The 24120-nt window shown below is 63.0% G+C and carries 21 protein-coding genes; 17 read left to right on the top strand and 4 right to left on the bottom strand.

All coding sequences use genetic code 11. The features are described from left to right. The first annotated feature begins 107 nt into the window (after positions 1–107). From ACO0LU_RS11570 to ACO0LU_RS11650, 17 genes are all read left to right on the top strand, one after another. Complete coding sequence (locus ACO0LU_RS11570) at positions 108–914, top strand: IclR family transcriptional regulator (protein ID WP_424791502.1); 807 nt, start codon at positions 108–110, stop codon at positions 912–914. Beyond that, the gene (locus tag ACO0LU_RS11575; protein ID WP_424791503.1) at positions 911–1768 is read left to right on the top strand and encodes an amidohydrolase family protein; all 858 of its coding nucleotides are present in this window, start codon (positions 911–913) and stop codon (positions 1766–1768) included. Before ACO0LU_RS11570 ends, ACO0LU_RS11575 begins: the two co-directional genes overlap by 4 nt. Positions 1769–1811: 43 nt before the next feature. Next, the gene (locus ACO0LU_RS11580; protein ID WP_424791504.1) at positions 1812–3167 is read left to right on the top strand and encodes an aspartate aminotransferase family protein; all 1356 of its coding nucleotides are present in this window, start codon (positions 1812–1814) and stop codon (positions 3165–3167) included. A gap of 160 nt (positions 3168–3327) precedes the next feature. Then, complete coding sequence (locus ACO0LU_RS11585) at positions 3328–4752, top strand: N-acyl-D-amino-acid deacylase family protein (RefSeq protein WP_424791539.1); 1425 nt, start codon at positions 3328–3330, stop codon at positions 4750–4752. Then, the gene (locus tag ACO0LU_RS11590) at positions 4745–5776 is read left to right on the top strand and encodes a Gfo/Idh/MocA family protein (protein ID WP_424791505.1); all 1032 of its coding nucleotides are present in this window, start codon (positions 4745–4747) and stop codon (positions 5774–5776) included. The genes ACO0LU_RS11585 and ACO0LU_RS11590 overlap by 8 nt, the downstream gene beginning before the upstream one ends. Beyond that, on the top strand, positions 5776–6729 hold the full coding sequence (locus ACO0LU_RS11595; protein ID WP_424791506.1) for a hypothetical protein: 954 nt from the start codon (positions 5776–5778) through the stop codon (positions 6727–6729). Before ACO0LU_RS11590 ends, ACO0LU_RS11595 begins: the two co-directional genes overlap by 1 nt. After that, entirely contained in the window at positions 6726–7595 is an 870-nt protein-coding gene (locus tag ACO0LU_RS11600) for a fumarylacetoacetate hydrolase family protein (RefSeq protein ID WP_424791507.1), read from the top strand. Before ACO0LU_RS11595 ends, ACO0LU_RS11600 begins: the two co-directional genes overlap by 4 nt. A gap of 116 nt (positions 7596–7711) precedes the next feature. Continuing rightward, entirely contained in the window at positions 7712–9343 is a 1632-nt protein-coding gene (locus tag ACO0LU_RS11605; RefSeq protein ID WP_424791508.1) for an ABC transporter substrate-binding protein, read from the top strand. A gap of 4 nt (positions 9344–9347) precedes the next feature. Next, positions 9348–10307: an ABC transporter permease gene (locus ACO0LU_RS11610; RefSeq protein WP_424791509.1), complete on the top strand. Its 960-nt coding sequence runs from the start codon at positions 9348–9350 to the stop codon at positions 10305–10307. A 53-nt stretch (positions 10308–10360) separates the two neighbouring features. Further along, the gene (opp4C, locus tag ACO0LU_RS11615) at positions 10361–11191 is read left to right on the top strand and encodes an oligopeptide ABC transporter permease (protein WP_424791510.1); all 831 of its coding nucleotides are present in this window, start codon (positions 10361–10363) and stop codon (positions 11189–11191) included. 4 nt (positions 11192–11195) lie between these two features. After that, positions 11196–12851 (top strand): dipeptide ABC transporter ATP-binding protein, encoded by a 1656-nt coding sequence (locus ACO0LU_RS11620; RefSeq protein WP_424791511.1) that lies wholly within the window; start codon positions 11196–11198, stop codon positions 12849–12851. Continuing rightward, a complete protein-coding gene (locus tag ACO0LU_RS11625; RefSeq protein ID WP_424791512.1) occupies positions 12848–13954 on the top strand; it encodes an alanine racemase in 1107 nt (368 codons plus the stop codon). Before ACO0LU_RS11620 ends, ACO0LU_RS11625 begins: the two co-directional genes overlap by 4 nt. A gap of 27 nt (positions 13955–13981) precedes the next feature. After that, complete coding sequence (locus ACO0LU_RS11630; protein WP_424791513.1) at positions 13982–14947, top strand: NAD(P)-dependent oxidoreductase; 966 nt, start codon at positions 13982–13984, stop codon at positions 14945–14947. Next, positions 14944–15753 carry a carbon-nitrogen hydrolase family protein gene (locus ACO0LU_RS11635; RefSeq protein ID WP_424791514.1) on the top strand — a complete coding sequence of 270 codons (810 nt, stop codon included), beginning with the start codon at positions 14944–14946 and terminating at the stop codon, positions 15751–15753. The genes ACO0LU_RS11630 and ACO0LU_RS11635 overlap by 4 nt, the downstream gene beginning before the upstream one ends. 261 nt (positions 15754–16014) lie before the next feature. Next, positions 16015–17940, top strand: a complete 1926-nt coding sequence (locus tag ACO0LU_RS11640) for a sialidase family protein (RefSeq protein WP_424791515.1) — start codon at positions 16015–16017, stop codon at positions 17938–17940. Positions 17941–18179: 239 nt separating this feature from the next. Then, positions 18180–19292, top strand: a complete 1113-nt coding sequence (locus tag ACO0LU_RS11645) for a zinc-binding dehydrogenase (RefSeq protein WP_424791540.1) — start codon at positions 18180–18182, stop codon at positions 19290–19292. 27 nt (positions 19293–19319) lie between these two features. Continuing rightward, entirely contained in the window at positions 19320–19712 is a 393-nt protein-coding gene (locus ACO0LU_RS11650) for a RidA family protein (RefSeq protein WP_424791516.1), read from the top strand. Positions 19713–19858: 146 nt separating this feature from the next. Here ACO0LU_RS11650 and ACO0LU_RS11655 read toward each other — a convergent pair whose 3' ends face one another. The 4 genes from ACO0LU_RS11655 to cmtR all read right to left on the bottom strand — a co-directional run bounded on the left by ACO0LU_RS11655 (position 19859) and on the right by cmtR (position 23844). Then, positions 19859–20476 carry a recombinase family protein gene (locus ACO0LU_RS11655; protein WP_424791517.1) on the bottom strand — a complete coding sequence of 206 codons (618 nt, stop codon included), beginning with the start codon at positions 20474–20476 and terminating at the stop codon, positions 19859–19861. Positions 20477–20908: 432 nt separating this feature from the next. Then, positions 20909–21517, bottom strand: coding sequence for a cadmium resistance transporter (locus tag ACO0LU_RS11660; RefSeq protein WP_424791518.1), 609 nt, complete (start codon positions 21515–21517; stop codon positions 20909–20911). Positions 21518–21583: 66 nt separating this feature from the next. Further along, complete coding sequence (locus ACO0LU_RS11665) at positions 21584–23488, bottom strand: heavy metal translocating P-type ATPase (RefSeq protein WP_424791519.1); 1905 nt, start codon at positions 23486–23488, stop codon at positions 21584–21586. Then, complete coding sequence (gene cmtR, locus ACO0LU_RS11670; RefSeq protein WP_424791520.1) at positions 23485–23844, bottom strand: Cd(II)/Pb(II)-sensing metalloregulatory transcriptional regulator CmtR; 360 nt, start codon at positions 23842–23844, stop codon at positions 23485–23487. Before cmtR ends, ACO0LU_RS11665 begins: the two co-directional genes overlap by 4 nt. Positions 23845–24120: the final 276 nt, after the last annotated feature.

The following is a 24120-nucleotide window of genomic DNA, read 5'->3' on the forward strand; positions in this document are numbered from 1 at the left end:
CCAATATGGGGCCAGTGTCTGCCTTTGACACCCTAGACATGGAACGCTGTTCCAAAGTTCTTGCCTATTCCTTGACGTGAAACGATGTTCCAAGTATCTTCTACCGCATGTCCAACGGCGCGCCTTCCTACCACTCGCAAGGACTGGCACGTGGTCTGAGGATGTTGCGCGTGCTGGGCCAGTCTCGAGATCCACTGACGCTCGCCGCGCTCGCGAAACAGTTGGATATCGCCAAACCAACGTTGCTTCGGCTACTCGCCGTCATGGAGAGGGAGAGATTCGTCGTCAAGGCCGGCAACGTGCCGGCTTACAGCCTCGGGCCGAGCATCCTCGAAGTGGCTGAGTCCATCGGCACCATCGACTTTGCCGATATCACCTCCGATACCCTCAAAGAGTTAGCCGATGAACTCGGCTTCACCACAAATCTCGGTGTCCTCCATGGCCGCTCAGTGTTGCATCTGGCCGTCGAAGAACCCGACCGTGCTTTGCGGATCGCCTCTGGCGGCTACCTCGACCACACCTACTGCACCGCATTGGGAAAGATGCTGCTCTCCGTTCTTCCGATGAAGGAAGTCGATGAGCACTTACCGGTGTCACCGGAATGGGAATCCTTCACCGACCACACGATCACCAACCGGGCCGACTTCGACGCAGAACTTCAGCGAATCCGCGACCTTGGCTATAGCATCGATGACCAGGAACGCAATCGTGGTGTGCGGTGCATGTCCGTGGTCGTTCCCCTCGATGGTGACTCCAGTCTGGCAATTAGCGCATCAGGTCCCGCCGGTGAACTTGATAGTTCGATCGCGCGGGAAGTGCTGACCGCCCTTACCACAGCCAGCGAAAAGTTCGCTGACCTGCCCGGTTTCGGGCCATCACTTGCTGCAGCACGCACTCGGTGGGGGATCGAATGATCGTCGACGTCCACACCCACTGCCACGCCCCGGAGCACTGGGGTGCGGAACACAAGCGCCACTGGCAAGGCCGTTATGGCGGTACGCCCTACCCGTTCGTCACCCCCGAGAAGTTCGACGCCGTTATGCACGAAGGTGGCATCGACGTCGCCATCACCTTTGGTTTAGCCGCCTCGAGGGCCGGTGTGCGCACGCCGAATGACTACGTTGCGGACTTCGTCGATCAATTGAGCACCCCGACTATCCCCTTCGCTGCGATCGACCCCATTGATGAAGATTGGCGTGAGCAACTCGAAGAAGCCGTCCAACTGGGGTTCTCAGGTGTGAAACTCTACCCAGTACTGTCCCTGTTCGACCCGACTGCGCGGGACTTCGACGACTTTTACCAAGTCCTGGCCAGGCACGGCATGGTGCTGTTGTGGCACATGGGCGCCAGCCCAAGCCCCGTGGGCAAACTCGCTGTGAGTCACCCACTAGTGGTCGACGAAGTGGCACGCCGGCACCCCGGGTTGGTGCAGATCATGGCTCACATGGGCCACCCCTGGCAGCGCGACACCAACGTTGTGCTGCGCAAGAACCGCCGTGTATTCGCTGACATCTCCGGTGTCCCCAGCCGACCGATGGACGCCTTCCTCGGGCTCGTGCACGCCCAGGAGTGGGGCACTGTCGACCAACTACTCTTCGGCTCGGACTATCCGCTATGGACTCCCGCCGAAGCAATCGCGAAGTTGCGATCTGTTGGCGAACTCAGGGCCGGAGACCTGCCGCACGTCACCGAGGAAACTATCCACACCATCCTGCACCAGAACGCATTGGACCTGCTGGGTCTGAGACACCCTAACGCTTCCAACTAATCCCTTCTCCTAGTCCACATCACCGCAACCCCCTTGAGGACACATGAACGACACCTCCACTGAAGGACACGCTGACCTGCACGTCGGCCGAGCCAAGCGAATGGCCGAACGGGCAGCCCGCATCATCCCCGGCGGAGTCAACTCAGCCACCCGCGCGATCGGAGAACCGTGGGCCTTCAGCAGTGCGAAAGGGGCCACGATCACCGACGGTGACGGCCGCCGCTACACCGACTACCACGCCGCCTTCGGAGCAACATTGCTCGGCCACGCAGATGAACGCGTGAACGCCGCGATCGGCCAGGCCATCGACTCGATCGACCTTGTTGGCTTGGGCATAACAGACCTGGAAATCGAACTGGCCGAACTGCTCGTGGACTCCATACCCTCAGCGGAGATGGTGATCTCCACGCTCAGCGGCTCTGAGTCGGTGCAGCAGGCCATCCGCCTGGCCCGCGGAGCGACCGGCCGCCCACTAGTGGTGAAGTTCCAGGGCTGCTTCCACGGCTCATATGACCCGGTCGCGCGCAACGTGATCTCCACACCAGAACTGGCTTACGGACGTGACCCCAACTCAGCGGGCATCCTCGACGACGCCATCGACAATACGCTCATCGCGGAGTTCAACGATCTGGACTCCGTAACGGAACTCTTCGATCAGCAACCCGACCGCATCGCCGCAGTCATTCTGGAACCGGTCCCGCACAATGTCGGAGCGCTTCTACCCGATCACGGCTTCCTCGAAGGTCTGCGCGAACTCACCCAGAAGCACGGATCTGTGCTCATTTTCGATGAGGTCATCACCGGATTTCGCCACGCCCTGGGCGGCTACCAAGAGGTCTGCGGCATCACCCCGGATCTGACCACCTTCGGCAAGGCGATGGGGAACGGCTATCCAGTGGCCGGCATGGCTGGTCGCGCAGACCTGATGAGCCACTTCAGTTCAGCTGGCGGCAAGGTAATGCTCGCCGGAACCTTCAACGGCAATGCCGTGTCCATGGCAGCAGCAATCGCTACCGTCAAAGCCCTACTCGACCCCGAGGTTGACTTCTACACCCACGTATTCGGACTCGGTGATCAGATGCGCGCCGGACTGCGCCAGATCACCGCGGAGTTCGACATTCCCGCTGTGGTCACCGGATTCGGCTCCGTCTTCGTCACCTACTTTCTCGAAGGCCAAGTGCGCGGCTACCGCGACCTGATGCGCAATAACGACTCCGCCTACGCCGAGTTCCACCGCAGGATGATCGACAAGGGTTCGATGATGCTGCCGATGGCGCTCAAGCGCAACCACATCTCCCTGGCCCACACCCAGGCAGATATTGACCGCACCCTCGACCAAGCCCGCGAGGTACTCGGCGCGATGGCCGCCGAAGGACACTTCGCCACGAAGCGGAGTTGACGCGCCTATGACACGTAGTACCGCACGGACCGTATTCGCCGGTGGTTTGGTAGTTGACGGAAGCGGCACCCCACCGATAGCTGCCGACGTGTTAGTACGCGACCAGCGCGTCGAGGCGATCGTGCCAGCGGAACAGCGCCCAGCCAGCGGTTACGACGCCATGGCACACGACTGCAAAGGGAACATCGTTGCCCCCGGGTTTGTGGACGTGCACACTCACTCCGACCTGTCGCTGCTGACCTACCCGGCCAACCACAGCCGCATCCGTCAAGGCATCACCACCGAAATCCTCGGCAACTGCGGCATGACACCAGCCCCCACCGGGGGTGACCAGCGCGGCCTCGAAAACGTCATCAGCACGATCAATATCACTCCCGGCACTCCATGGGCATGGTCCGACGTGCAGGGCTGGATGTCCGTGCTGGCCCAAACCCCGACGACGACGAACTTTACCGCCCAAGTAGGTCACAGTTCTGCGCGCTTCAAGGTGGCCGGTGAAGTGGGCCGACCACTGAGCGAGAAAGAACTGGACGCACTCGAGCAGGAACTCGATCATGCACTGGACGCTGGCTGCGTCGGAGTCAGCATCGGACTGATGTACACCCCCGGTGAGGCCGCCACTGCACTCGAACTACAGCGCGTGGCCCAGGTCGTGGCTGCTCGCGATGCGCTGCTCTCCGTGCACCTGCGCAACTACCAAGCCGCAGGGCTGATCGAATCGATCGACGAAGTCGCCGCACCAGCACGCAACGCTGGTGCCCGGCTGCAGATCTCGCACCTCCGGATGGTCGGCAACGGCACGGAGTTCGCCGGCGTGATCGAATACATCGAGGATCTGCGTACCACCCAGGACATCGCCGCCGACGCCTACCCCTACGTGCACGGTCACACCACCCTGCTGCAGTTGCTGCCCACCGCCTTGCGCTCCCGTGGTACCCAGGCCGTGACTGACGAAGCGCGCCAGAACCCCGACGGGGTCGCACGTCTCCTGCGTGAGTTTGGTCGACTACCCGAGCAGATCGTGGTGATGAAGGCCGCGGCCCGCCCAGATGCGGTCGGGATGACACTCGCTGGCGTTCCCGGTGACCCCTTCGCCTGGGTGGTGCAAGTGCTTGTCGATTGCGAGGCCGACGTCGATGTCGCGGTCGAGAGCGGCAACTGGGCAGATGTCGACCTGGCGCTGCGCACGCCGTGGGTCTCCATCGCCTCCGACGGTGCAGCACTGAACGCTGACCATCGCTCCTCAGTGCCCCACCCACGCTCGTGGGGCACCTTCCCCAGCGCCTACCGACACATGCGCACTTTGGGGCTACCCATTGGTGAGATCGTGCACCGGATGACCGACGCCCCAGCTCGCCGCGCTGGTCTGAGCGCAACGATCGCCGTCAATCAGCGCGCCGACGTCATCGTCTTCGACGACGACACCTTCACCTCATCCGCGGACTTCGCTGAACCGGCGCAGCCGGCAAGCGGACTCCACGCGGTCATGGTGGGCGGCGAGTTCGTGTTCCGCAACGACGAGATGACCCAGAACCGGCCCGGAAGATTGCTATCCCAACCACCTACGGAGCGGGCACATGTCTGATCGACCACTCGGAGTCGGCATCGTCGGAGTGGGTGGAATCGCACCCAACCACATAGCCGCACTGCGTTCCACACCCCTCGCTGCTCTACGCGCGGTGTGCGACGTCGACCTTTCTCGCGCAACTCAACTGGGCCGAGCCGAGGACTGCGCCGCTTATGGCGACCTCGCAGAGATGCTCACTGATGACGACGTCGAAGCGGTCGTCGTGTGCACCCCGAACGTCTCCCACGCTGCTCTCGGGCAGCAGGTGCTCGACGCTGGACGGCACCTGCTGATGGAAAAGCCGCTGGCGATGAACGCACAGGACGCACGCAACCTGGCCGCCACCGCGCAGCAGGAAGGCTTGGCCCTCGCCGTTGGGCACAGTCACCGCTTTTCTGACCAAGGCCGAGCCATCCGCGAAACCATCGAATCCGGTGCGATCGGCACCCCACGCTTCGTTCGCATCGTGATTAACGGTGGCTGGATCTGGCCCGGATGGCAGTCTTGGATCCTCAACCCCGAAGTCTCCGGCGGCCACTCGCTGCACAACGGGGTCCACCTGACCGACCTGGCCACCTGGTGGATCGGTGAGCACGCCGACAGCGTCTTCGCCGTCGGCCAGCACGCAACCAGCGCCGCCCTGGAAATCTACGACTACCTCGTCGTCGAACTCGGCTTCCCCTCCGGCGCCTCAGCGATTTGCGAGATCAGCCGAGGTGAGCGCCCACGCACCTCCAACTTCCTCGAGATGACTGTCGTGGGCAGCGAAGGGGTTCTCGCACGCGAATGGGATGCACAGGGTCTGCTTGCCTGGGGAGACACCGGGCTGCACACCTGGGCACCCCACGGAGAGGGAGCGCGCACCTTCCACCGCGAGATGGAAAGCTTCGCAAACGCCGCCCGCGGGCGGGCACCGGTGATCCCCTCGATTGACGAAGCCGTGCACGCCGTCGACGTGGCGGTTGCCGCAGAGCAGTCTCTGGCTGAAGGGCGCCCCATCGCCATCGCAGAAGCATCTATCAAGCAGAGCGGAGCCGTCTGATGAGCGAGACCACAGTGCTCCTCGCCGGAGTGTCTGGAGGCCCTGGGCAGGATCACCAACGCGACATGTGGGCGCCGGCATTAGCAGCGGCCGGACTGACCACCAGCGCTGTGTGGGTACCACCCGCCACGGTGGAAGTTGAGCGCCGCAGAGCCGAAGCCCTCGCCGCTGACTTGGGTGTGGAATGTCAGACAGGTGAGCGCCCCGATGCCGGGGCACAGGCCGCGATCGTGTGCCTTCGCGGTGGTCAGCGCCGGGAGTTCCTGGATTTCGCCGCTGCCCAGAATATGCCGGTCCTGCTGGACAAGCCCACTCTCGATTCCACAGCGGAGCTGGAAGCACTGGCCCAGATCGACGCCGTTGTGGTGGACCCCCACCATTTCCGCTGGCATCCCGGATTCGTACGCGCGATTGCCGCAGTGCATGGCGGTGAGATCGGGCTGCTGCGCGCCGTGGCCGCCGAACTCGTCGTGGCATCCGGAGACGGCGCACACCCAGATGGCGAACTGCGCAACCTTGGCGTCTACCTTGTCGACCTGCTGCGCCGAGCCACCGGACCAGCCACAGTGCGCCTGCGCGCCCACGGCAGGACCGACAGTTGGACCTTCCTTGGCCAAACTGAGCGCGACGTCGTCGTCAGCGCCCACACCTCCCGCACCAGCGCCGAGGCCGGCGGCAACGGCACGTTACGCGCAGCGGTTCGCTTCGCAGGTACCCACGGGTCCACTCGAGTCGACTTGCTCAGCCCCGCACTGCAGTTGCACCAGCCAGGGCACCAACGCACGTTGCGTTACGGCGAGACCTCAGTGGAGGGTCTGCTGCGGAATTTCGCTGCCGTCATCGCGGGCCGTGCCCGCCCCGCACCCATCACAGACCTCCTGGTGCTCTCCCGGGCACTTGACGGCCTCGCCGCATCCGCAACATCAGGCACGCAGACAACACTGGATTGGTGACACCGAACATGAAATGGCTGACATTCGAACACGCCGGCAAGATCCGGCACGGATACCTCGCCGGTGACGACGTGGTAGTCACCGGCGATGGTGACCTTGCCGATGTGGTGGCCGGGATCGCACCTCGGGAAGAAGTCACCCGGGTACCGGCCGACAACGTCCGAATCCTCGCCCCGCTGCTTCGTCCAGGAAAGATCGCCGCAGTTGCCGCCAACTATCAGTCCCACGTGGTTGAAGGAGGCGGCAAGGAGCGCGATAAAACCACCGCGACTCCGCGACTCTTCCTCAAACCCGACACCTCGATCATCGGTCACGAAGCGACAGTCGAACTCGACCCGATTACGAGTGCCCTGGACTGGGAGGTGGAACTGGCCATCGTGATCGGCCGCACCGCGCGGCGCATCTGCGAAGGAGACGCTTTGGATCATGTCTTCGGTTATGCGACATCCAATGACATCTCTGCTCGCAGCCTGGAGTTGGGGGAGGAGCGCGATGCGGCAGCAGCCGGGAAGTTCTTCACTTGGCTCGAAGGCAAATGGCTCGATGGTTCGGCCCCCCTGGGGCCCTACGTAGTCAGTAAGGATGAGATTCCGGATCCGCAGAACCTGCCACTTACGCTCCGTGTCAACGATGAATTACGGCAGAGTGGAAACACTTCAGAGATGATCCACAGTGTCGCCGAACTCATCGCTTTCGCTTCGCGACTGATGACGCTGAACCCGGGCGACCTCATTCTCACTGGCACCCCAGCAGGTGTCGGCGCCACCACGGGTGAGTTCCTGGACCCCGGCGACGTCATGGTCGCCGAGGTCGAAGGACTCGGAGCGTTGCGCACACCCGTTGTGGCTCATCAGACCTCGCATTGATCCACCGCACCCGCGAACCGTTCACGACCGGAGAAAGGAGAAGGCAAAGGAGCAACAGAGTCCCCTCCGGCCCGATGGAGTCCGAACTACACCCACCTCCAATGAAGGAGAACACCATGAGAAGGAAGCCACTGATTACCGTTGTGGCGCTTGGTGCAAGCATCGCGCTGGTTGGCGCGTGCACTGATGCATCAACTGAGTCCGACCCGACTGAACCGACTAACGGCGACGGCGCAACTACCGATCCCACCGCAGCGAGCGTCTACCTCTACCAGGCTCCTGAGGCGTTCAGCCCGTTGCGCCCAGCGCAAGGCGGCGAGCAACTGACCATGTCGCTGGTATTCGACAACTTGGTGACCACCGGACCAGACTTCGAGTACGAACCGCGACTGGCTGAGTCCTGGGACATCTCCGAGGACGCAACACAGATCACGTTCAACCTGCATGAGGGTCTGAGTTGGAGCGATGGTGAACCGTTCACCGCTGACGACGTCGCCTTCTCCTACAGCCTGTACGCCGACCCCGAAGTCGCAAGCGCTGCTCGCTCGCGCCTGGCCGGCGTTGAAGGATTCGACGATCTCGACTCTGGGGAAACTGACACCCTCTCCGGAGTCGAAGCCGTCGATGACACCACTGTCACGATCACACTGACCGAGCCGAACGCCGGCTTCCTCTCCCTGATCGCCTATGGTTCAGCGTTCTACATCCTGCCCGAGCACATCCTTGGTGATGTTGACCGCAGGGAACTGCTCGACTATGAGTTCTTCGACACTCCTGATGTCGGAATGGGCCCTTATACGGTGGACAGTTACCAAACTGACCAAGAAGTGGTGCTCAACGCGAACGAGAACTACCGCACCGACGTCGGCATCGACACGCTTTACCTGAAGTTGCTCACCTCGGATGTGGCAACCGCCCAACTCGGTAGTGGTGAGATCGACCTCGTACAGGTCTCCGCTCTCGATGTCGAAGCAGTCGAAGGTCTGGACGGAGTCACCGTAGAATCTGCGCCCTCAGCGGGATTCTTCCGACTCCTGCCGAACTTCGAGAAATTCCCCGATGAGCGGGTACGCCAAGCATTCTTGTACGCCATCGACCGCCAGGGCATTATCGACGGAATCCTCGGCGGCTATGCTCAGCCGATTAACAGCACGATCATGACCGACTGGGCCCTGCCCGATGATCTGGAAACCTACGACTACAATCCAGAGCGGGCCACTGACCTGCTGAACGAAGCCGGATTCGACTTCGATCAAGAGATCGCAGTCAGTTGGATTCCCGGTCAGCGTGACCGCGACCAGATGGTCGACGTCGTCGTGGCGAACCTGAACGACATCGGGCTGAACGCCACCGCCCAGCAGATGGATGCTGCCGCTCAGTTGCCCATGATCGAGGAGGCCGAGTACGACCTGATGCTCTCCGCTGGTGGGGTGTACAGCCCGGACCCGGCAATGACCTACCCGATCGTCGCCTGCTCCGCCATCTACCCGGCTGGTTCAAACACCGCCCTGTTCTGCGATGAAGGACTCGACGCACTCCTGCTCGAAGGTGCACAGACCGGCGTACTCGAGGAGCGTGAGGCCGCTTACCAGCAGGCGGCACGGTTGGACAACGAACTAGTGCCCCAGCTCTGGTTGAACGTCCCGGACACCATCTGGGCCTACAGCGACAGACTGCAGGGCTTTGAGCCGCATGGGGACTTTACCAACGGCTTCATGAACGCTGCTGACTGGACGGTGGACGGCTGACACTATGCTGAGGTCCCTCGTCATACGCCTGATCACGAGCGTCTTCGTCTTCCTGGTGATCGCCATCGGGTTGTTCGCGCTCGTGCGCCTCGCACCGGGCGACCCCATCGACATGATGGTGCCGCCGGAAGTGGCTGGTGAGGATCGAGTCGCGTACGTCGCCAGAGTGCGCGAACGCTTCGGTCTCGATCAGCCCTTGCCCGTGCAATTCGTGCGATGGTTCGGCGGGCTCTTGACGGGGGACCTCGGCTACTCATACTCCAGTGGCCGAGCGGTCAGTGAACTACTGTCTGAACGTCTCGGTCCCACAGTTCTGCTGATGGGCAGCGCGCTCTTGCTCGGGCTTATCATCGCAGTGCCTGCCGGCATCATCGCGGCTAAGAAGCGCAACACGATTATCGACCAGGCAATCACCAACTTCAGCATCATTGCGATTGCTGTGCCGAGCTTCTTCCTCGCGATGCTGGCGATCTACATTTTCGCGGTCCAACTCGGAGTGCTGCCCTCAGCAGGAATGTACTCATCTGGGCGCACCGATATCCCTGACTTGCTCCGACATATGGTCCTACCGGTGACCTTGCTCGGGTTGACCGTCGCGGCACCTTTTACCCGGTATGTGCGTAGCGGAATGTTGGAGGAACTCAACAAGGACTACGTCCGCACGATTCACGCCAAGGGCGGTACACCGGCGCGGGCACTTCGGCACGGGCTGCGCAATTCCTTGATCTCCCTGGTCACGGTGCTGGCGCTATACATCCCCTCATTCCTGTCCGGTGCGGTGATCATGGAGCAGGTCTTCGCCTGGCCCGGAATGGGTCAGTTGGCCATCCGTGCCCTGACCCAGCGCGACTACCCGGTCATCATTGGCTTCGGGCTATACGTCGCGGTGCTCGTGCTGGTCTGCAACCTGATCGCCGACCTGCTGTATTCCGTCGTCGACCCGAGAGTGAGGACAGGACGATGACTACCACAGCTCTGGAAGCACGGAAGGTCACCACCGAGACCTCACCGGGGCGGATGGCGCTGCGTCGGTTCCGTAAGAACCCCATGGCGGTGGTCGGAGCCATCCTTCTCACCATCATCGTCACCCTTGTTGCGTTGGCACCGTGGATCAGCCCGTATGACCCCAACGCCATCAACCTCCAGGCGATTCGCACTCCACCATCGTCTGAACACTGGCTCGGCACCGACTCCACCGGACGCGATGTGCTCAGCCGGCTACTCGCCGGGGGCAGGGTCTCGCTCACAGTAGGTTTCCTGTCCGCCTTTTTCGCCGTCATGATCGGCACCATCGCTGGAGTGACCGCTGGCTGGTTTGGCGGTGTGATTGATGCGGTCATCAGCCGAGTTATCGACATTATGCTGACGGTGCCACCGATCTTGGTGGTGATCGTGCTCGCCGGAATCTTCGGCCCGGACGTGAGGCTGCTGGTTGCCGTCATCGCTGGCTTAGCCTGGCCGAGTTCAGCGCGGATTGCTCGGGGAGTCGTGCTCAGCCTGCGGGAAGAAGAGTTCGTCCAAGCATCCCGCGCTATCGGGTCCCGGAACGGTTACATCGTGGTCAAGCATCTGATCCCGGGTGTGCTGCCACCGGTGATCGTGGCCGCCACCTTGCTGGTCTCTGAGGCGGTATTGCTGGAATCGGCACTGTCATTCCTCGGCGCTGGTGTACAGCCTCCGCAAGCCAGTTGGGGTAACACCCTCACTGAAGCGCAGTCGCTGACGGTGCTGTCGTCGATGCCGTGGATGTGGATCCCAGCCGGGTTGATGATCGCTCTCACCGTGCTATCCGCAATGGCGGTGGGTGACGGCGTGCGCGACGCCATCGATCCTCGGAAGAACAGGTGATCGCATGAATGCGCCGCAAGCTGCCCTGACTATCCGTGATCTCACCTTGCACCTCCCCACCCCGTCTGGGCCGGCGCACATCCTGGACCGGGTGAGTTTTGATGTCTCGCCCGGTGAAATCCTCGGTGTGGTGGGCGAGTCCGGATCGGGTAAGAGCATGACAGCCTTCTCGATCCTTGGTCTACTTCCCCCAGGGGCGCAGGTGGACGCCGCTGCGGTTGATTTCGATGGCGTCGATCTCACGAGCCTGTCGCCGCGGGAACTGCGTGCCCTGCGCGGTAGACGCATCGCCATGGTCTTCCAAGACCACATGACCACCCTCGACCCAGTAGCGAAGATCGGTCGGCAGATCGAAGAGGCATACCTCATTCACCACCCTCGTGCCAAGCGTGCCGAAGCCACGGAGCGTGCAGTCACGACACTGGAGCAGGTGGGAGTGCCCAACGCTGCCGAACGCATGCAGCAGTACCCCCACCAGTGGTCTGGTGGCATGCGGCAGCGCGCGGTCATCGCTATGGCACTGGTTAATGACCCAGATGTGGTCATTGCCGATGAACCGACCACTGCTTTAGATGTCACTGTGCAGGCCGAGGTGCTCGCGTTGCTGCGGCGTCTGCAACAAAGCCGCACACTGTCGATCGTTCTCATCACCCATGACATGGGCGTGATCGCCGAGATGGCTGACCGTGTAGTAGTCATGAAGGACGGTCAGGTGGTCGAGACCGGAGAAGTGCATGAGTTATTCGCCAATCCGAAAGATGACTACACCCGCAAACTCCTCGACGCTGTTCCCCAGCCGCACACCGAAGTCTTCGAGCCGGCCGAGGAGGCACAGGGAGACGATGTTGAGGAGCCTGCACTGGAGGTTGAGAACCTCTCCGTGCGCTATCCAGGTTCCTGGCGCAAGGCTGGCTTTCTCGCTGTGGAGGATGTGAGTTTCTCCGTCGCATCAGGTCAGATCGTTGGCCTGGTTGGGGAGTCCGGGTCGGGCAAGTCCACGATCGGTAAAGCGATTATCGGATTGGCGCCGGTCACCGCTGGTTCGATTCGAGCCTCTGGTCAGAGCGTTGTTGGGTTGCCTCGTAAGGACCTACGGGCCGCAAGCGCGCGTTATGGCATGGTTTTCCAGGACCCGAGTTCATCCCTGAACCCACGTATGGTCATTGGCGCGTCTATCGCGGAGCCGCTCGTGGTGCACCGCCCCGACATGTCCATGCGGGAACGCCGGAGTCGAGTGGCGGAACTTCTTGAGCAGGTCGAACTTCCCACGAGTTGGCAGGGGCGGTTCCCCCACGAACTATCTGGGGGCCAGCGCCAGCGGGTGGGTATCGCCCGAGCCTTGGCGCTCAATCCGTCGCTTCTGATCGCCGATGAGCCGACGTCAGCCCTCGATGTCTCGGTGCAGGCAGCGGTGCTCGAAGTGTTTCAGGAGTTGCAGCGAAACCTCGGCTTCTCTTGCCTGTTCATCAGCCACGACCTTGCGGTGGTGGAACTGCTCTCTGAACACGTCGTCGTCCTTCGCGACGGCAGCATTGTCGAACAGGGTCACGCCTACCGAGTGCTCACCCGACCTCAGGAGAAGTACACCCAACGGCTTGTCGCGGCTGCACCCCTGCCGGACCCGGCCTTGCAGCGCGCCCGGCGGAAGGAGAATACGTGAGAAATCGTCAGTCATTCATTGGGCTGAGCATCGCCGAACTGCCAAGCCCTAGCGTGCTCATTGACTTGCACACTGTGCAGCGCAATGTCCAGGCGATGGCGCAACATGCAGAAGATCTCGGTGTGGCTCTACGCCCGCATTGGAAGACCAGTAAGTCGGCGCAAGCCGCGAGGTTGCAGTCGGAAGCCGGCGCTATCGGGCACACAGTGGCGACCGCCGCCGAGGCCACCGCGCTGGCGGCAGCAGGCGGTCACGACATCTTCTGGGCCTACCCTCCTGTCGGTCGCCACCGGGTGGAAACGGCATTGGAACTCGCACGCCACACCAGATTGATCCTCGGGCCAGACTCAGTAGCGGCCGTGCGACCACTGGCAGAAGCTGCTCAGCGCCATGAACTTCTCATCGACGTCCGCCTGGAGGTCGACTCGGGTCTGCACCGTACGGGGGTGAGCCCGGAGAATGCTCTGGCCACAGCGAAAGAACTTATGGTCCTTCCCGGTATTCGACTCGAAGGCATCTTCACCCACGAAGGGCACGTTCAAGGCGTTGGCGCCGATCCACAACGCCGCCGGGACACCGGGGTCGACGCCGGGCGCATCTTGGTTGAGGTCGCCGAACAGATCCGCGCGGCAGGGATCGCATTACAGAGCGTCTCAGTGGGCTCCACCGCAGGTGTGCGGTCAGCCCCTACAGTCGACGGTATTACCGAGGCCCGGCCCGGGACCTACATCTACGGTGATGAGAACCAGGTCGCGATCGGCACCACGGCACCCGAGGACGCCGCTGTGACCGTGCTGAGCCGAGTGATCAGCATTGAGCGCGATGGCACGGTGCTGATTGACGCCGGAATAAAGGCCATGAGCAAAGACGGCACGATGCATGGCGATGGCCGCATCGGCACCGTTGTCTCCGACTGTGGCGGCATCGTCGCCACTGGCCATGAGGAACACGGGTTCCTACGCTCCAGCACCGGCTTGAAAGTCGGCGACACGGTGCGCATCCGGCCCAACCACGTCTGCGGGCTGATCAATATGCACAGCAACGCTTGGGTCATCGAAGACGACCTGGTCACCGACATCTGGCCCACTTTGGCCCGACACTGATGCCACCGAACCTCCCTGAGGACCTCTATGACTGAACCGATCGCACTGATCACACGGAAGAACTTGCCGGCCCCCGAACACCTCGAGGCACTGGCGGCAGCCGGACTTCAACCAGTAGTGGGCTCGATGGCCGACCAAGACCTGCCCGAGGACCGCGTTGTGGTCCTCATGCCGGGCCTCGAGCGCATTGATCGTGCCGCATTGGAGCGGTTCCCGAACTTGGGTTTAGTGGCCCTACCGGCGACGGGCTGGGACAGCGTCGACCTGAAGGCCGCCGAAGACCTCGGCATCGCGGTGACCAACGTGCCCAGCCAAGCCACTGAGGAGGTCGCCACACATGCTCTAGCGCTTATCCTCGCGCTGCTGCGAAATATCCCCATGCATGACTGCAATATGAGAGCCGGCCAGTGGCAATCTCCAGCAGGAATCGTGACCCCAACACGCACCAGCACGATGACCCTCGGCGTCGTCGGGGTCGGGAAGATCGGCGGTGAACTCGCCCGAATCGCCACCCCCTTATTCGCACAAGTCATCGGATATGACCCATACCTCGCCCCCACTCAAGGTCATGAGTCCGACGTTGAACTAGTCGATTCAATCGACACACTCGCGCGACGCTGCGATGTGATGTCACTACATGTGCCGCTAACGCCCGAGACCGCAGCTTTGCTTGCTGACATCGATTTCGCCGACAGCCCCGTGCGCTACCTGATCAACGTCAGCCGAGGCGGACTCATCGCCCATGATGTGCTGCTCGAACTCCTCGAAGGTGGAGCGCTCGATGGTGTCGGTTTAGATGCCTTTGACCCTGAACCACCACATCAAGACGATGCCCTTCTCCTGCATCCACGCGTCATTTCCAGCCCGCACCGGGCGTTTGAGTCAGTGCAGGCGTGGGATGCCTACGGGCATTACCCGGTACAGAACGCGATCGCACATATCAATGGTGCAGCACTGGTGTCACCAGTGCCTGTGCAGAAAGGTAGGTCATGAGCAGTTTCATCCTCGCCGTAGCACAATTCGCCGTCACGACCGACCCACCAGAGAATCTCAAGAACTCGTTGAAACTCATTGAGATGGGCGCTCACCGCGGTGCCGACCTCGTGGTTCTCCCTGAGAGTTCCATGTATTCCGACCCGCTCAAACAACGTCCAGGACAGCGGCACACGGAGCCGCTCGATGGCACCTTCGTCTCCGCTATTCGTCAGGCTGCGAAGGATCACCATGTGCACGTAATAGCCGGGATGACTGAAAAAGTTGCGGGCGAGCTTCCCTTCAATACCCTCGTCTACGTAAATCCTGAAGGCGACTTGGCGGGCGTTTACCGCAAAGTGCACCTTTATGACGCGTTCGGATATCGCGAGTCCGACGACGTACGAGCGGCCCAACCAGAGGCGTTAGTGTTTGACGTGGGCGGCGTCAAAGTCGGCGCAGCCACCTGCTACGACGTGCGATTCCCCGAGATGAGTCGTTTCCTGGTGGACCACGGGGCAGACATCATCGTGCTGCCCACCGCATGGGTCACCGGACCGCTAAAAGAATTCCACTGGGAGACCCTGATCAAGGCCCGCGCGATCGAGAACACCATCTACTTCGCCGGGAGCGGCCAAAGCGGCCCAGCACGCATCGGCGGCAGCGTGATCGTTGATCCGATGGGCGTGACGATCGCATCCGCAGGGGAGTCCGGAACGGGTGTCGCCATCGCAACGATCACCACTGATCGGATCGCCCAAGTCCGCCAGACCAACCCGAGTCTGGCTAACCGTCGGTTCAGCGTGATCCCGCTGTCGCAGAACTAACCACCGTAATAGATCACACCTATTTGCGCAGTCCGCGCGATTTGGAGAATGAAGGAGGGAAAAAACTAACCAGCGCAATAGATGACACCTATTGCGCAGCCCGCGTAAATTTGAACAACGAAGGAGAACATCGTGTACTCCATATTCAGAGGAATCGCAATATTATCTGCTCTGGGGCTCCTTGTGCCGCTCCCGAGTTCGCTCGGCGATTCGGACTCATTGAGTTCCGAGACCCACACCCTCAATTGGGAGGAGGGTGAGGTGCGCACATTCGACGATGAACTCGTAGGGGAGGCGCCCGAGGGTTGCTCGATCCGGGGTGAGGTGACTGTCGCCGAGGCCGCATTCGCGTCAGAAGACTCAAGTAACCAAGCGATGCGGCTTTACGACGATTTCACCGATCAGACCGCTGAGGCTACTTGTCACTATGCGGCTTCGTCGCAGCGGTCGGTCGACTTCCGCTGGACCCATGACGGTTTCGGATCCTCATTCCTCTTCGGCCTCATGGGCGAGACCGGTGCAGGCGAGACGACCCATGCATGGTGGTTCAACTTCCAGCCCGTCCCAGGTACTGATGATCTGCGCGTGCGAGTCTATGACGGCAGCGAGTGGCGTCGCCTCGGCCATGTGCGGGATGCGGCTGCGAGTGAGACCTTCGTACCGGTTGCCGTCTCAGCAACCACTGACCAGGCCGAGGTGCGCGTAGGCGGGCAGAAGTTCTTCACCGACCTACCTCGCAATGAGGTCGAGGCTCTGACTGACGTGGTCTTCTCGTCAGCAGGAGTGGCCCCGGACGGGATGGACTTCTACGTTGACGACGTTCTGGTGCAAGCGACTGCTGACGCCGTCGATCCCCGAACGGTCATCGCGGTCGAGCCGGAAGGGGTTGCACCACGATTCCCGGACATTTTGCGACTCAGTGACGATCATCTGCTGGTGAGTTACTACTCAGCCGCTGACCATCGTGACCGTGCCGGCCTGATCAAAGTGACGCAAAGTTTCGACAACGGTGAGACCTGGTCCGAACCATGGGTCGCCGTCGATAGTGAATTCGATGATCGCGACCCCAAACTGACCCTCCTGGATGACGGCACCATCCTAATGATGTACTTCGTCACCAACTGGATTGATCCTGATGCCGGCGATCGCACTCAACTCGGTGTGCACTTGGTGCGTTCGGAAGATGATGGCCAAACCTGGAGCGACCCGAACTGGGTTGGCACCCAGTTGACCTGCGAGAACCCGCCTCCGGCCGATGGCTGCCCGCTGGATTCGGGAATCTCAGTGAGCCACGGATCGATCATTCAACTCGACGACGGCGACATCTTGGCGCCCATCTACGGCCGAACCCCCGACGACGTCCACTCTAGGGCGACCGTGGCTCGCAGTTCAGACCGCGGTGTCACATGGGACCCAGCCGATGAGGTCACCATCGCTGAAGGTGAGACCTTCGCCTTCCAGGAGCCCAACCTCACGCTCATGCCCAGCGGCGAAATCATTGCCGGGTTGCGGGTCAACGAGGAACCAGTGCACTTGTATCTGTCCCGATCCGATGACGACGGTCGAACTTGGTCTGAACCGGAACGGACTGATATCCCCGCATCGTCGCACCACCAGTTGCTGCGCGAGGATGGAAGTCTGCTGTTGACCTACGGGGACGTCGGTGCGCACGTGCAAAACCGGCCCACCTCGGGGATCCTTATCCCAGATGCACTTGGTGACTGGAACGGTCATACGCCAGTCATGGTCTACGACTCCGGCCATACTGACCAAGCCAATCCCTCGAGTATCGAGGTCGAGCCAGGTGTCTTTATGACCTTGGCTTATGACGTCACCGTCCGCACTCTCTACGGCATCCGCACCACAGTTGAAGACTACGCACCGGCGGAGGGCGACAACGGTGACGAGGGCGGCCAGGACGATCCGCTCGAGGCGGCCGTCGTGCTGACGGATGCGCTGGAGGAGTACAAGAATTCCGGTGCGGTCGATGGTCCAATCGCGCACCAGTTGACCAACGCACTGGATTTGGCACAGCGGCACTTGGATGGCGGGCGCACCACCCCGGCCGTACAGGCCCTGAACAGGTTTATCCGGCACCTAGACAACCCAAAGCGTCCGGACACGCTCGCCGATGAGGCACGGGAGGACCTGCGTTCGCAGGCGGTAACAATACTCGGCCTGCTCTGACCTCGCCGTCGCTTGGCTGTGACCCCGAGTGGGCACGCGATAGCGTGCCCACTCGGGCGGGCCCGCGCGCTTTTCACGGCCGGCCGCCCCTAGGGGCGGCCCACCGTTGGATTGGAGCATCCGAGTTCTCACGGCCGACGTTTTGATCGCCGTGCGCAGGCGAAGACAGTTGAGCAGCACGCGCGACCTTGTTCGCACTGTTTCTCCCCGGAAGCGTGAAGGAAGACCAACAGATGACCATGAAAATTGCCGGCGCTGTGCTTGAGGAGATGCACCGCTCGCGGCCCTACGCACACAGCCGCCCAATCACGGTGGCTGAACTCGAACTGCAGCCACCGCAAGGCGGCGAAGTGCTAGTGCAGATTGAGGCAGCTGGGCTCTGCCATTCTGACCTGTCTGTGGTCAGCGGTGACCGGCCGCGACCTACACCCATGCTGCTTGGCCATGAGGCAGCGGGACGCGTCGTGCAGTTGGGTCCGGATGTCACTGACCTGAGCATCGGTCAACGCGTCGTCATGACCTTCCTGCCTCGCTGTGGCAGGTGCGCCGGCTGTGCCACAGATGGTCGCGAGCCTTGTGCACCAGGCAGCCAGGCCAATGCTGCCGGGACCCTTATCGCCGGTGGTACCCGCATCCAGCGCGATGGTTACGACGTGCACCATCACCTGGGTGTCTCCGGATTCTCTACCTACGCAGTTGTGAGCAGACACTCCGTGGTCCCCGTTGCTGATGATGTCCCCGCACATATTGCTGCGATCATGGGGTGCGCCGTTCTGACCGGCGGGGGGGCAGTGCTGAATGTGGGCCAGCCGAGCGCAGATGATGACGTCGTCGTCGTCGGGCTTGGTGGAGTCGGTATGGCTGCGCTGCTGACCGCCCGAGCCCTGGGGGCTCGGCGCGTGATCGCCGTCGATGCCCTCACTAAGAAACTTCACCAAGCCCGAGAACTCGGCGCCGATGAGGCATACAGTCCCCATCAAGCGATTGACGCCAACATTCGAGCGCAGATAGTTATCGAGGCTGCCGGGCATCCGCAGGCATTGGAGACGGCGTTCGCGCTCACCGCCCCCGGCGGCACCACGGTCACCGTCGGATTGCCACATCCGAGTGCCCGCTCGGCGATTCCCGTGGCTCAACTCACCGCTGAGGCGCGCACGATCAAGGGCTCTTACCTTGGCTCGGCAGTGCCGGAGCGCGACCTGCCGAAATTCGTGGACATGTGGCGGTCAGGGCGTTTGCCCATCGAGAGCCTCATCAGTTCAATTATTTCTATAGGTGAGATCAATGAAGCGCTCGATAAATTGGCCGATGCCACGGAACTAAGGCAAATCATCCAGTTCGACCACACTTGAACCGCAATCGACGAAGTGGAGCAGATTATGACCAATAAGACACGTGTACATCCCAGCAATTTCCCCGAGCCGGAAGTGGCGCTCTCTCAGGGCATCATTTCTGGTGATTTCCTGTTCATCTCTGGGGCTGTGGCCAACCGCCCAGGCACGACTGAGATCGTCGGTGACGATATTAAAAAGCAGACCCGGCAAGTAATGGCGAACCTCCAAGCGGTGCTCAGCCAGGCCGGACTCACATTCGATGATGTGGTGCAATCCAGGGCCTACCTAGTGCGCGTTAAGGATGACTTTCGGATCTTCGATGCAGTTTACGGTACGTACTTCTCTAAGCCGCTTCCCTCACGCACCACGATCGGTGTCGAATTGGCTATCCCAGGTCTGCTTGTCGAAGTCGACATGGTGGCCCGCTTGCGGTCCTGACCAATTCGTGAAGAACGATCGTGACGCGTTGGTGAGTATCCGACCGGGATGGTTTGTGAGATCACTGTCCAAGCCGCGACCCAAACAAAATGCCGTTGCAGTGGGCTGCGAGGGCCTCGCGCCAGGGAACGGTTGATGCAAAACGCCTAATTCTCGTTGGAGTTAGCAGAATCGGAGGCCAGGTCCCGGCGCATCTTGGCTCGCTGCATCGCCCGGTGCACCGTGGCGCGGGAAATGCCCATCAGTTCGGCCACCTCGACCTGGGTGTGCTCACCTGCCTCCACCAGACCCACCAGGTGCCGCTCCTGGGCGGGGGAGAGTTTGGGCTTCCTGCCCCGAAGGCGACCCTTGGCCCGGGCGATCGCCATACCCTCCCGAGTGCGCGTCCGGACTAAGTCCGCCTCAAACTCAGCCACCATGGACAGCACGTTGAACAGCAACTTGCCCACCGGGTCAGTCGGGTCATAGCGGCTCCCGCCAATATCCAGGGCCGCCCCCTTGCTGGTGAGTTCATCGGCGATGTCTCTGGCATCCGGTAGCGACCGGGCCAGACGGTCCAGTTTGGTGACTACCAGGGTGTCGCCGGACCGGCAGGCCGCCATTGCCTCGCGCAGGCCCGGACGGTCCCGGTTAGTGCCCGTCAGCCCGTGGTCGATATAGATGCGGTCGGAAGACACGCCGAGAGTTACAAGTGCCTCCTGTTGGGCCTGCACGTCCTGATCGGCGGTGGAGACCCGCGCATAGCCCACTTTGATCGAACTCATGGTCCAAGTGTTGCAGTTGAGGCTTCTTCACCGGGCGCAATATCGGGCGCCCCATACGGGCACCCTCGAAGCGCGTCTTCACGCCAGTGCTGTCAATTCTCGAACTCGGCTGCACGAATATCCGTACTCGCGTGCACGGCGTCGAGTCCAAGCTGGTTTTAAGGCTAAGAGCAGGCGCTCCTCGAACTGCGAAGCAGTTGATCGCTCCCAGGCGGCGGCGCAGCATCCGCCCGTGTGTAGCGCGACGTCTAGACCCAATTCGACTCATGTGTGGCACTGCCGAAATCGAGACCCAGGTGCAACAGCGGTTATGCACTTAGGAAGGGCGTTGCAGGGGGTGCACCCCACTGCAACGGTGAGCCTCACCCTCCGCGGAGGTTCTTCCCCTCCGGCGAAGGTGCTCCGCCTCTCTTTGATGCGGTTGGGAACTCGCTACAGGCCGAAGGCGCCACCCTCGAGGAGGATGACGATGCCGAGGCCGACGAGGACCAGCGGGAAGAGGATGTGCTCCCAGCGTTCGAGGACCTCGGCGATGGGCCGGCGGGTGGCGACGTACTTCGCTGCGAGCACGAGGAGGCCGACCAGGGCGAGGAAGACGAGGCAGTAGGCGATGATCGCGGTGGTGGACGCGGTGGCGAAGACGGGGACGTAGACCCCGATGTTGTCCCCGCCGTTGGCGAACGTCACGGCTGCCACGGTCAGGACTCCGACCTGCTTGCCGGCGACCTTGGCCTCGTCATCGTCGTCATCCTCACCGCGGTTGCGCCACGCGCGCCAGGCCGCATACAGGCCCAGGGCCAGGGGGATGAGCCCGAAGTAGGGCAGGGCGTCCTCGGGCAGGAAGCTGCGGGCGCCGAGGGAGACGACCACGGCGGCCAGCAGGATGCCCCCGAAGCCGAGGTACTGGCCGAGCAGGATCTTGCGGGTGGTGCCCCGCTGGCCGGCGCCGCGGGCGTAGAAGAGGGACAGGACGATGATGTCGTCGATGTTCGTGGCCACGAACAGGCCGATCGCCTGCAGGATCGGGGTGAGCAGTTCCATCGGGTGCCTTTCAGGGCGCGCCGGACCGCCGGCGGTGGGTCAGTGCGGCCGCGTTGGCCCACGGCGTCAGCGTCCGAGCGCGGGCTGGTGGGTGCGTGCGGCGCGCAGGCCGTTGAGGATGACCAGGACCTCGGCGACCTCATGGATGAGCACGACGGCGGCCAGGCCCAGGACGCCGGTGATGGCCAGGGGTGGCAGCGCAGCGATGATTAGCAGCGACAGGACGATGTTCTGGTTGACGATGCGCCGCCCGCGTCGGGCGTGGGCGATGGCCTGGGGCAGCAGGCGCAGGTCCTGGCCGGTGAAGGCGATGTCGGCGGACTCGATCGCGGCGTCCGAGCCGGTGGCTCCCATCGCGATCCCGACGTCGGCCGCGGCCAGGGCGGGGGCGTCGTTGATGCCGTCACCGATCATCGCGGTGGGCCGGCGCACGCTGAGCTCGTCCACGGCGGCGGACTTGCCTTCGGGGCGCAGCTCGGCGCGCACGTCACTGATGCCGGCCCGGGCGGCGAGGGCCTGCGCGGTGCGCTGGTTGTCGCCGGTGAGCATCGTGACGCCGATGCCCTGGCCCGCCAGGGTCTTGATGACCTGGGGGACCTCGGGACGTAGCTCGTCACGCACCCCGATCGCCCCGGCGACCGTGCCGTCGCGGTGGACGACGACTACGGTCATCCCTTGGGCCTCCAGGTCACGCACTCGGTCGGTGAGGTCGCCGGGGTCGACCCAGCGGGGGCTGCCGACCCACACCTCGCCGCCGTCGATGGTGCCGTGGATGCCGTGACCGGCTTCCTCGGTGATGCCCTGACCGGCGGGGGCTCCTGGGGCGGCCTGGGTGATGGCGGTGGCGAGGGGGTGGGTGCTGTGCTGCTCGAGCGCCGCGGCCCAGGCCAGGACCTGCTCCTCGGTGACGTCGGCGGTGGGGACGACGGCGGTGACGGTGGGCTGGTTCCTGGTCAGGGTCCCGGTCTTGTCGAACGCGACGTGCCCGATGTCCCCGAAGCGTTCGAAGATGGCCCCGCTCTTGATGATGACGCCGAACTTGCTGGCCGAGCCGACCGCGGAGACCACGGTGATCGGCACCGCGATCGCCAGCGCGCACGGGGAGGCGGCCACGAGCACCACCAGGGCGCGGGTGATCCACGTCTGCGGGTCACCGGCGAGTGAGCCGATGAGCGCGACCAGCACGGCCAGGACCAGGACGCCGGGCACGAGCGGGCGGGCGATGCGGTCGGCGAGCCGCGCGCGTTGCCCCTTCTGGGCCTGGGCGCGTTCGACCAGGCTCACGATCGTGGTCAGGGAGTTGTCGGTGCCGGCCGCGGTCGCCTCGACCTGCAGGGCTCCGGTGGTGTTGATCGCCCCGGCGGACACCTCATCACCCGGGCCGACCTCGACGGGGATGGACTCACCGGTGATGGCCGAGGTGTCCACGCTGCTGTGGCCGGTACGGATGATGCCGTCGGTGGCGATGCGCTCACCGGGCTTGATGACCATGACCTGCCCCGCGGTCAGGTCACGGGCCGGGACGGTCACGCTCTGACCGTCGGTGAGGACGGTGGCGCTCTGGGGCACGAGCTTGAGCAGTGCGCGCAGCCCGGCACGCGCGCGGTCCATCGCCCGGTCCTCCAGGGCCTCGGCGATGGAGTAGAGGAAGGCCAGGGCCGCGGCCTCCTCCACGTGGCCGAGGATGACCGCGCCGGTGGCGCTCATCGTCATGAGGAGCGCGATGCCGAGCTTGCCCGTGGCGAGCTTGCGCAGCGCACCCGGGACGAACGTGGATGCCCCGAGCAGCAGGCCGACCCAGAACAGAACGAGCGCTGCCGTCGGGGCGCCGGACCACTCACAGGCCAGCCCGGCGACGAGGGCAGCCCCCGAGGCGATGGGGATCATGACGGCGCGGTCAGCCCACCACGGGGCTTCGTGCTCGTCGTCGCTCGCCAGCTCCTCGACGGGCGCCTGGGTGGTCGCGCTCATGCCACGGTCCCGGTCGGGCAGCAGCCGGGCACCGCGCAGGCGGCATCCACGCACGAGGCGTTCTCATCGACGGCCAGCGTCACGTCGACCAGCGCGGTCATCGCCGCCGCCAGGTGCGGGTCGGCGATCTCGTAGCGCGTCTGGCGCCCCTCGGGCTCGGCCACGACGAGGCCGCAGTCCCGCAGGCAGGTCAGGTGGTTCGACACGTTCGACCGGGTCAGGCCCAGGTCGCGGGCGAGCACCGCCGGGTAGCTGGGGTCCTCGAGGAGCGTCATGAGGATCCGGGAGCGGGTCGGGTCGGCCATCGCCCTGCCCAACCGGTTCATCACGTCCAGCCGCGAAGCAATAGTCAGCATGCGCTGACTATACAGCACCTGCTGGCCTATCGTGTCTTCTCGTCCAACAACCTCTGTCCGACCCGCGGCCCTCTATGGAAAACCACGGTGACGCCGCAAGGCAGTCATCGCGTCGTCCACGGCCGTCCTCGTCGGGTCGAGCACGTAAAGGTGGCCTTCGAACCGATCGCAACCGAGTGACTCCCACACCGGACCTAGTGCCGGCCTCCCAGAGGGTGTCTTCTTGTCCCGCGCCCGCGGGCGCGTCGGTCCCCTATCGGTGCCCCAGTGTGGGGC

The organism is Pseudactinotalea sp. Z1748 (assembly GCF_049725185.1).
GTDB lineage: Bacteria > Actinomycetota > Actinomycetes > Actinomycetales > Beutenbergiaceae > CALKWS01.

Bases quoted from the DNA above. Each gene is read 5' to 3' on its own strand.
- ACO0LU_RS11570 (WP_424791502.1), top strand. From the start codon at position 108: ATGTCCAACGGCGCGCCTTCCTACCACTCGCAAGGACTGGCACGTGGT.
- ACO0LU_RS11575 (WP_424791503.1), top strand. From the start codon at position 911: ATGATCGTCGACGTCCACACCCACTGCCACGCCCCGGAGCACTGGGGT.
- ACO0LU_RS11580 (WP_424791504.1), top strand. From the start codon at position 1,812: ATGAACGACACCTCCACTGAAGGACACGCTGACCTGCACGTCGGCCGA.
- ACO0LU_RS11585 (WP_424791539.1), top strand. From the start codon at position 3,328: ATGGCACACGACTGCAAAGGGAACATCGTTGCCCCCGGGTTTGTGGAC.
- ACO0LU_RS11590 (WP_424791505.1), top strand. From the start codon at position 4,745: ATGTCTGATCGACCACTCGGAGTCGGCATCGTCGGAGTGGGTGGAATC.
- ACO0LU_RS11595 (WP_424791506.1), top strand. From the start codon at position 5,776: ATGAGCGAGACCACAGTGCTCCTCGCCGGAGTGTCTGGAGGCCCTGGG.
- ACO0LU_RS11605 (WP_424791508.1), top strand. From the start codon at position 7,712: ATGAGAAGGAAGCCACTGATTACCGTTGTGGCGCTTGGTGCAAGCATC.
- ACO0LU_RS11610 (WP_424791509.1), top strand. From the start codon at position 9,348: ATGCTGAGGTCCCTCGTCATACGCCTGATCACGAGCGTCTTCGTCTTC.
- opp4C (WP_424791510.1), top strand. From the start codon at position 10,361: ATGGCGCTGCGTCGGTTCCGTAAGAACCCCATGGCGGTGGTCGGAGCC.
- ACO0LU_RS11620 (WP_424791511.1), top strand. From the start codon at position 11,196: ATGAATGCGCCGCAAGCTGCCCTGACTATCCGTGATCTCACCTTGCAC.
- ACO0LU_RS11630 (WP_424791513.1), top strand. From the start codon at position 13,982: ATGACTGAACCGATCGCACTGATCACACGGAAGAACTTGCCGGCCCCC.
- ACO0LU_RS11635 (WP_424791514.1), top strand. From the start codon at position 14,944: ATGAGCAGTTTCATCCTCGCCGTAGCACAATTCGCCGTCACGACCGAC.
- ACO0LU_RS11645 (WP_424791540.1), top strand. From the start codon at position 18,180: ATGAAAATTGCCGGCGCTGTGCTTGAGGAGATGCACCGCTCGCGGCCC.
- ACO0LU_RS11650 (WP_424791516.1), top strand. From the start codon at position 19,320: ATGACCAATAAGACACGTGTACATCCCAGCAATTTCCCCGAGCCGGAA.
- ACO0LU_RS11655 (WP_424791517.1), bottom strand. From the start codon at position 20,476: ATGAGTTCGATCAAAGTGGGCTATGCGCGGGTCTCCACCGCCGATCAG.
- ACO0LU_RS11660 (WP_424791518.1), bottom strand. From the start codon at position 21,517: ATGGAACTGCTCACCCCGATCCTGCAGGCGATCGGCCTGTTCGTGGCC.
- ACO0LU_RS11665 (WP_424791519.1), bottom strand. From the start codon at position 23,488: ATGAGCGCGACCACCCAGGCGCCCGTCGAGGAGCTGGCGAGCGACGAC.
- cmtR (WP_424791520.1), bottom strand. From the start codon at position 23,844: ATGCTGACTATTGCTTCGCGGCTGGACGTGATGAACCGGTTGGGCAGG.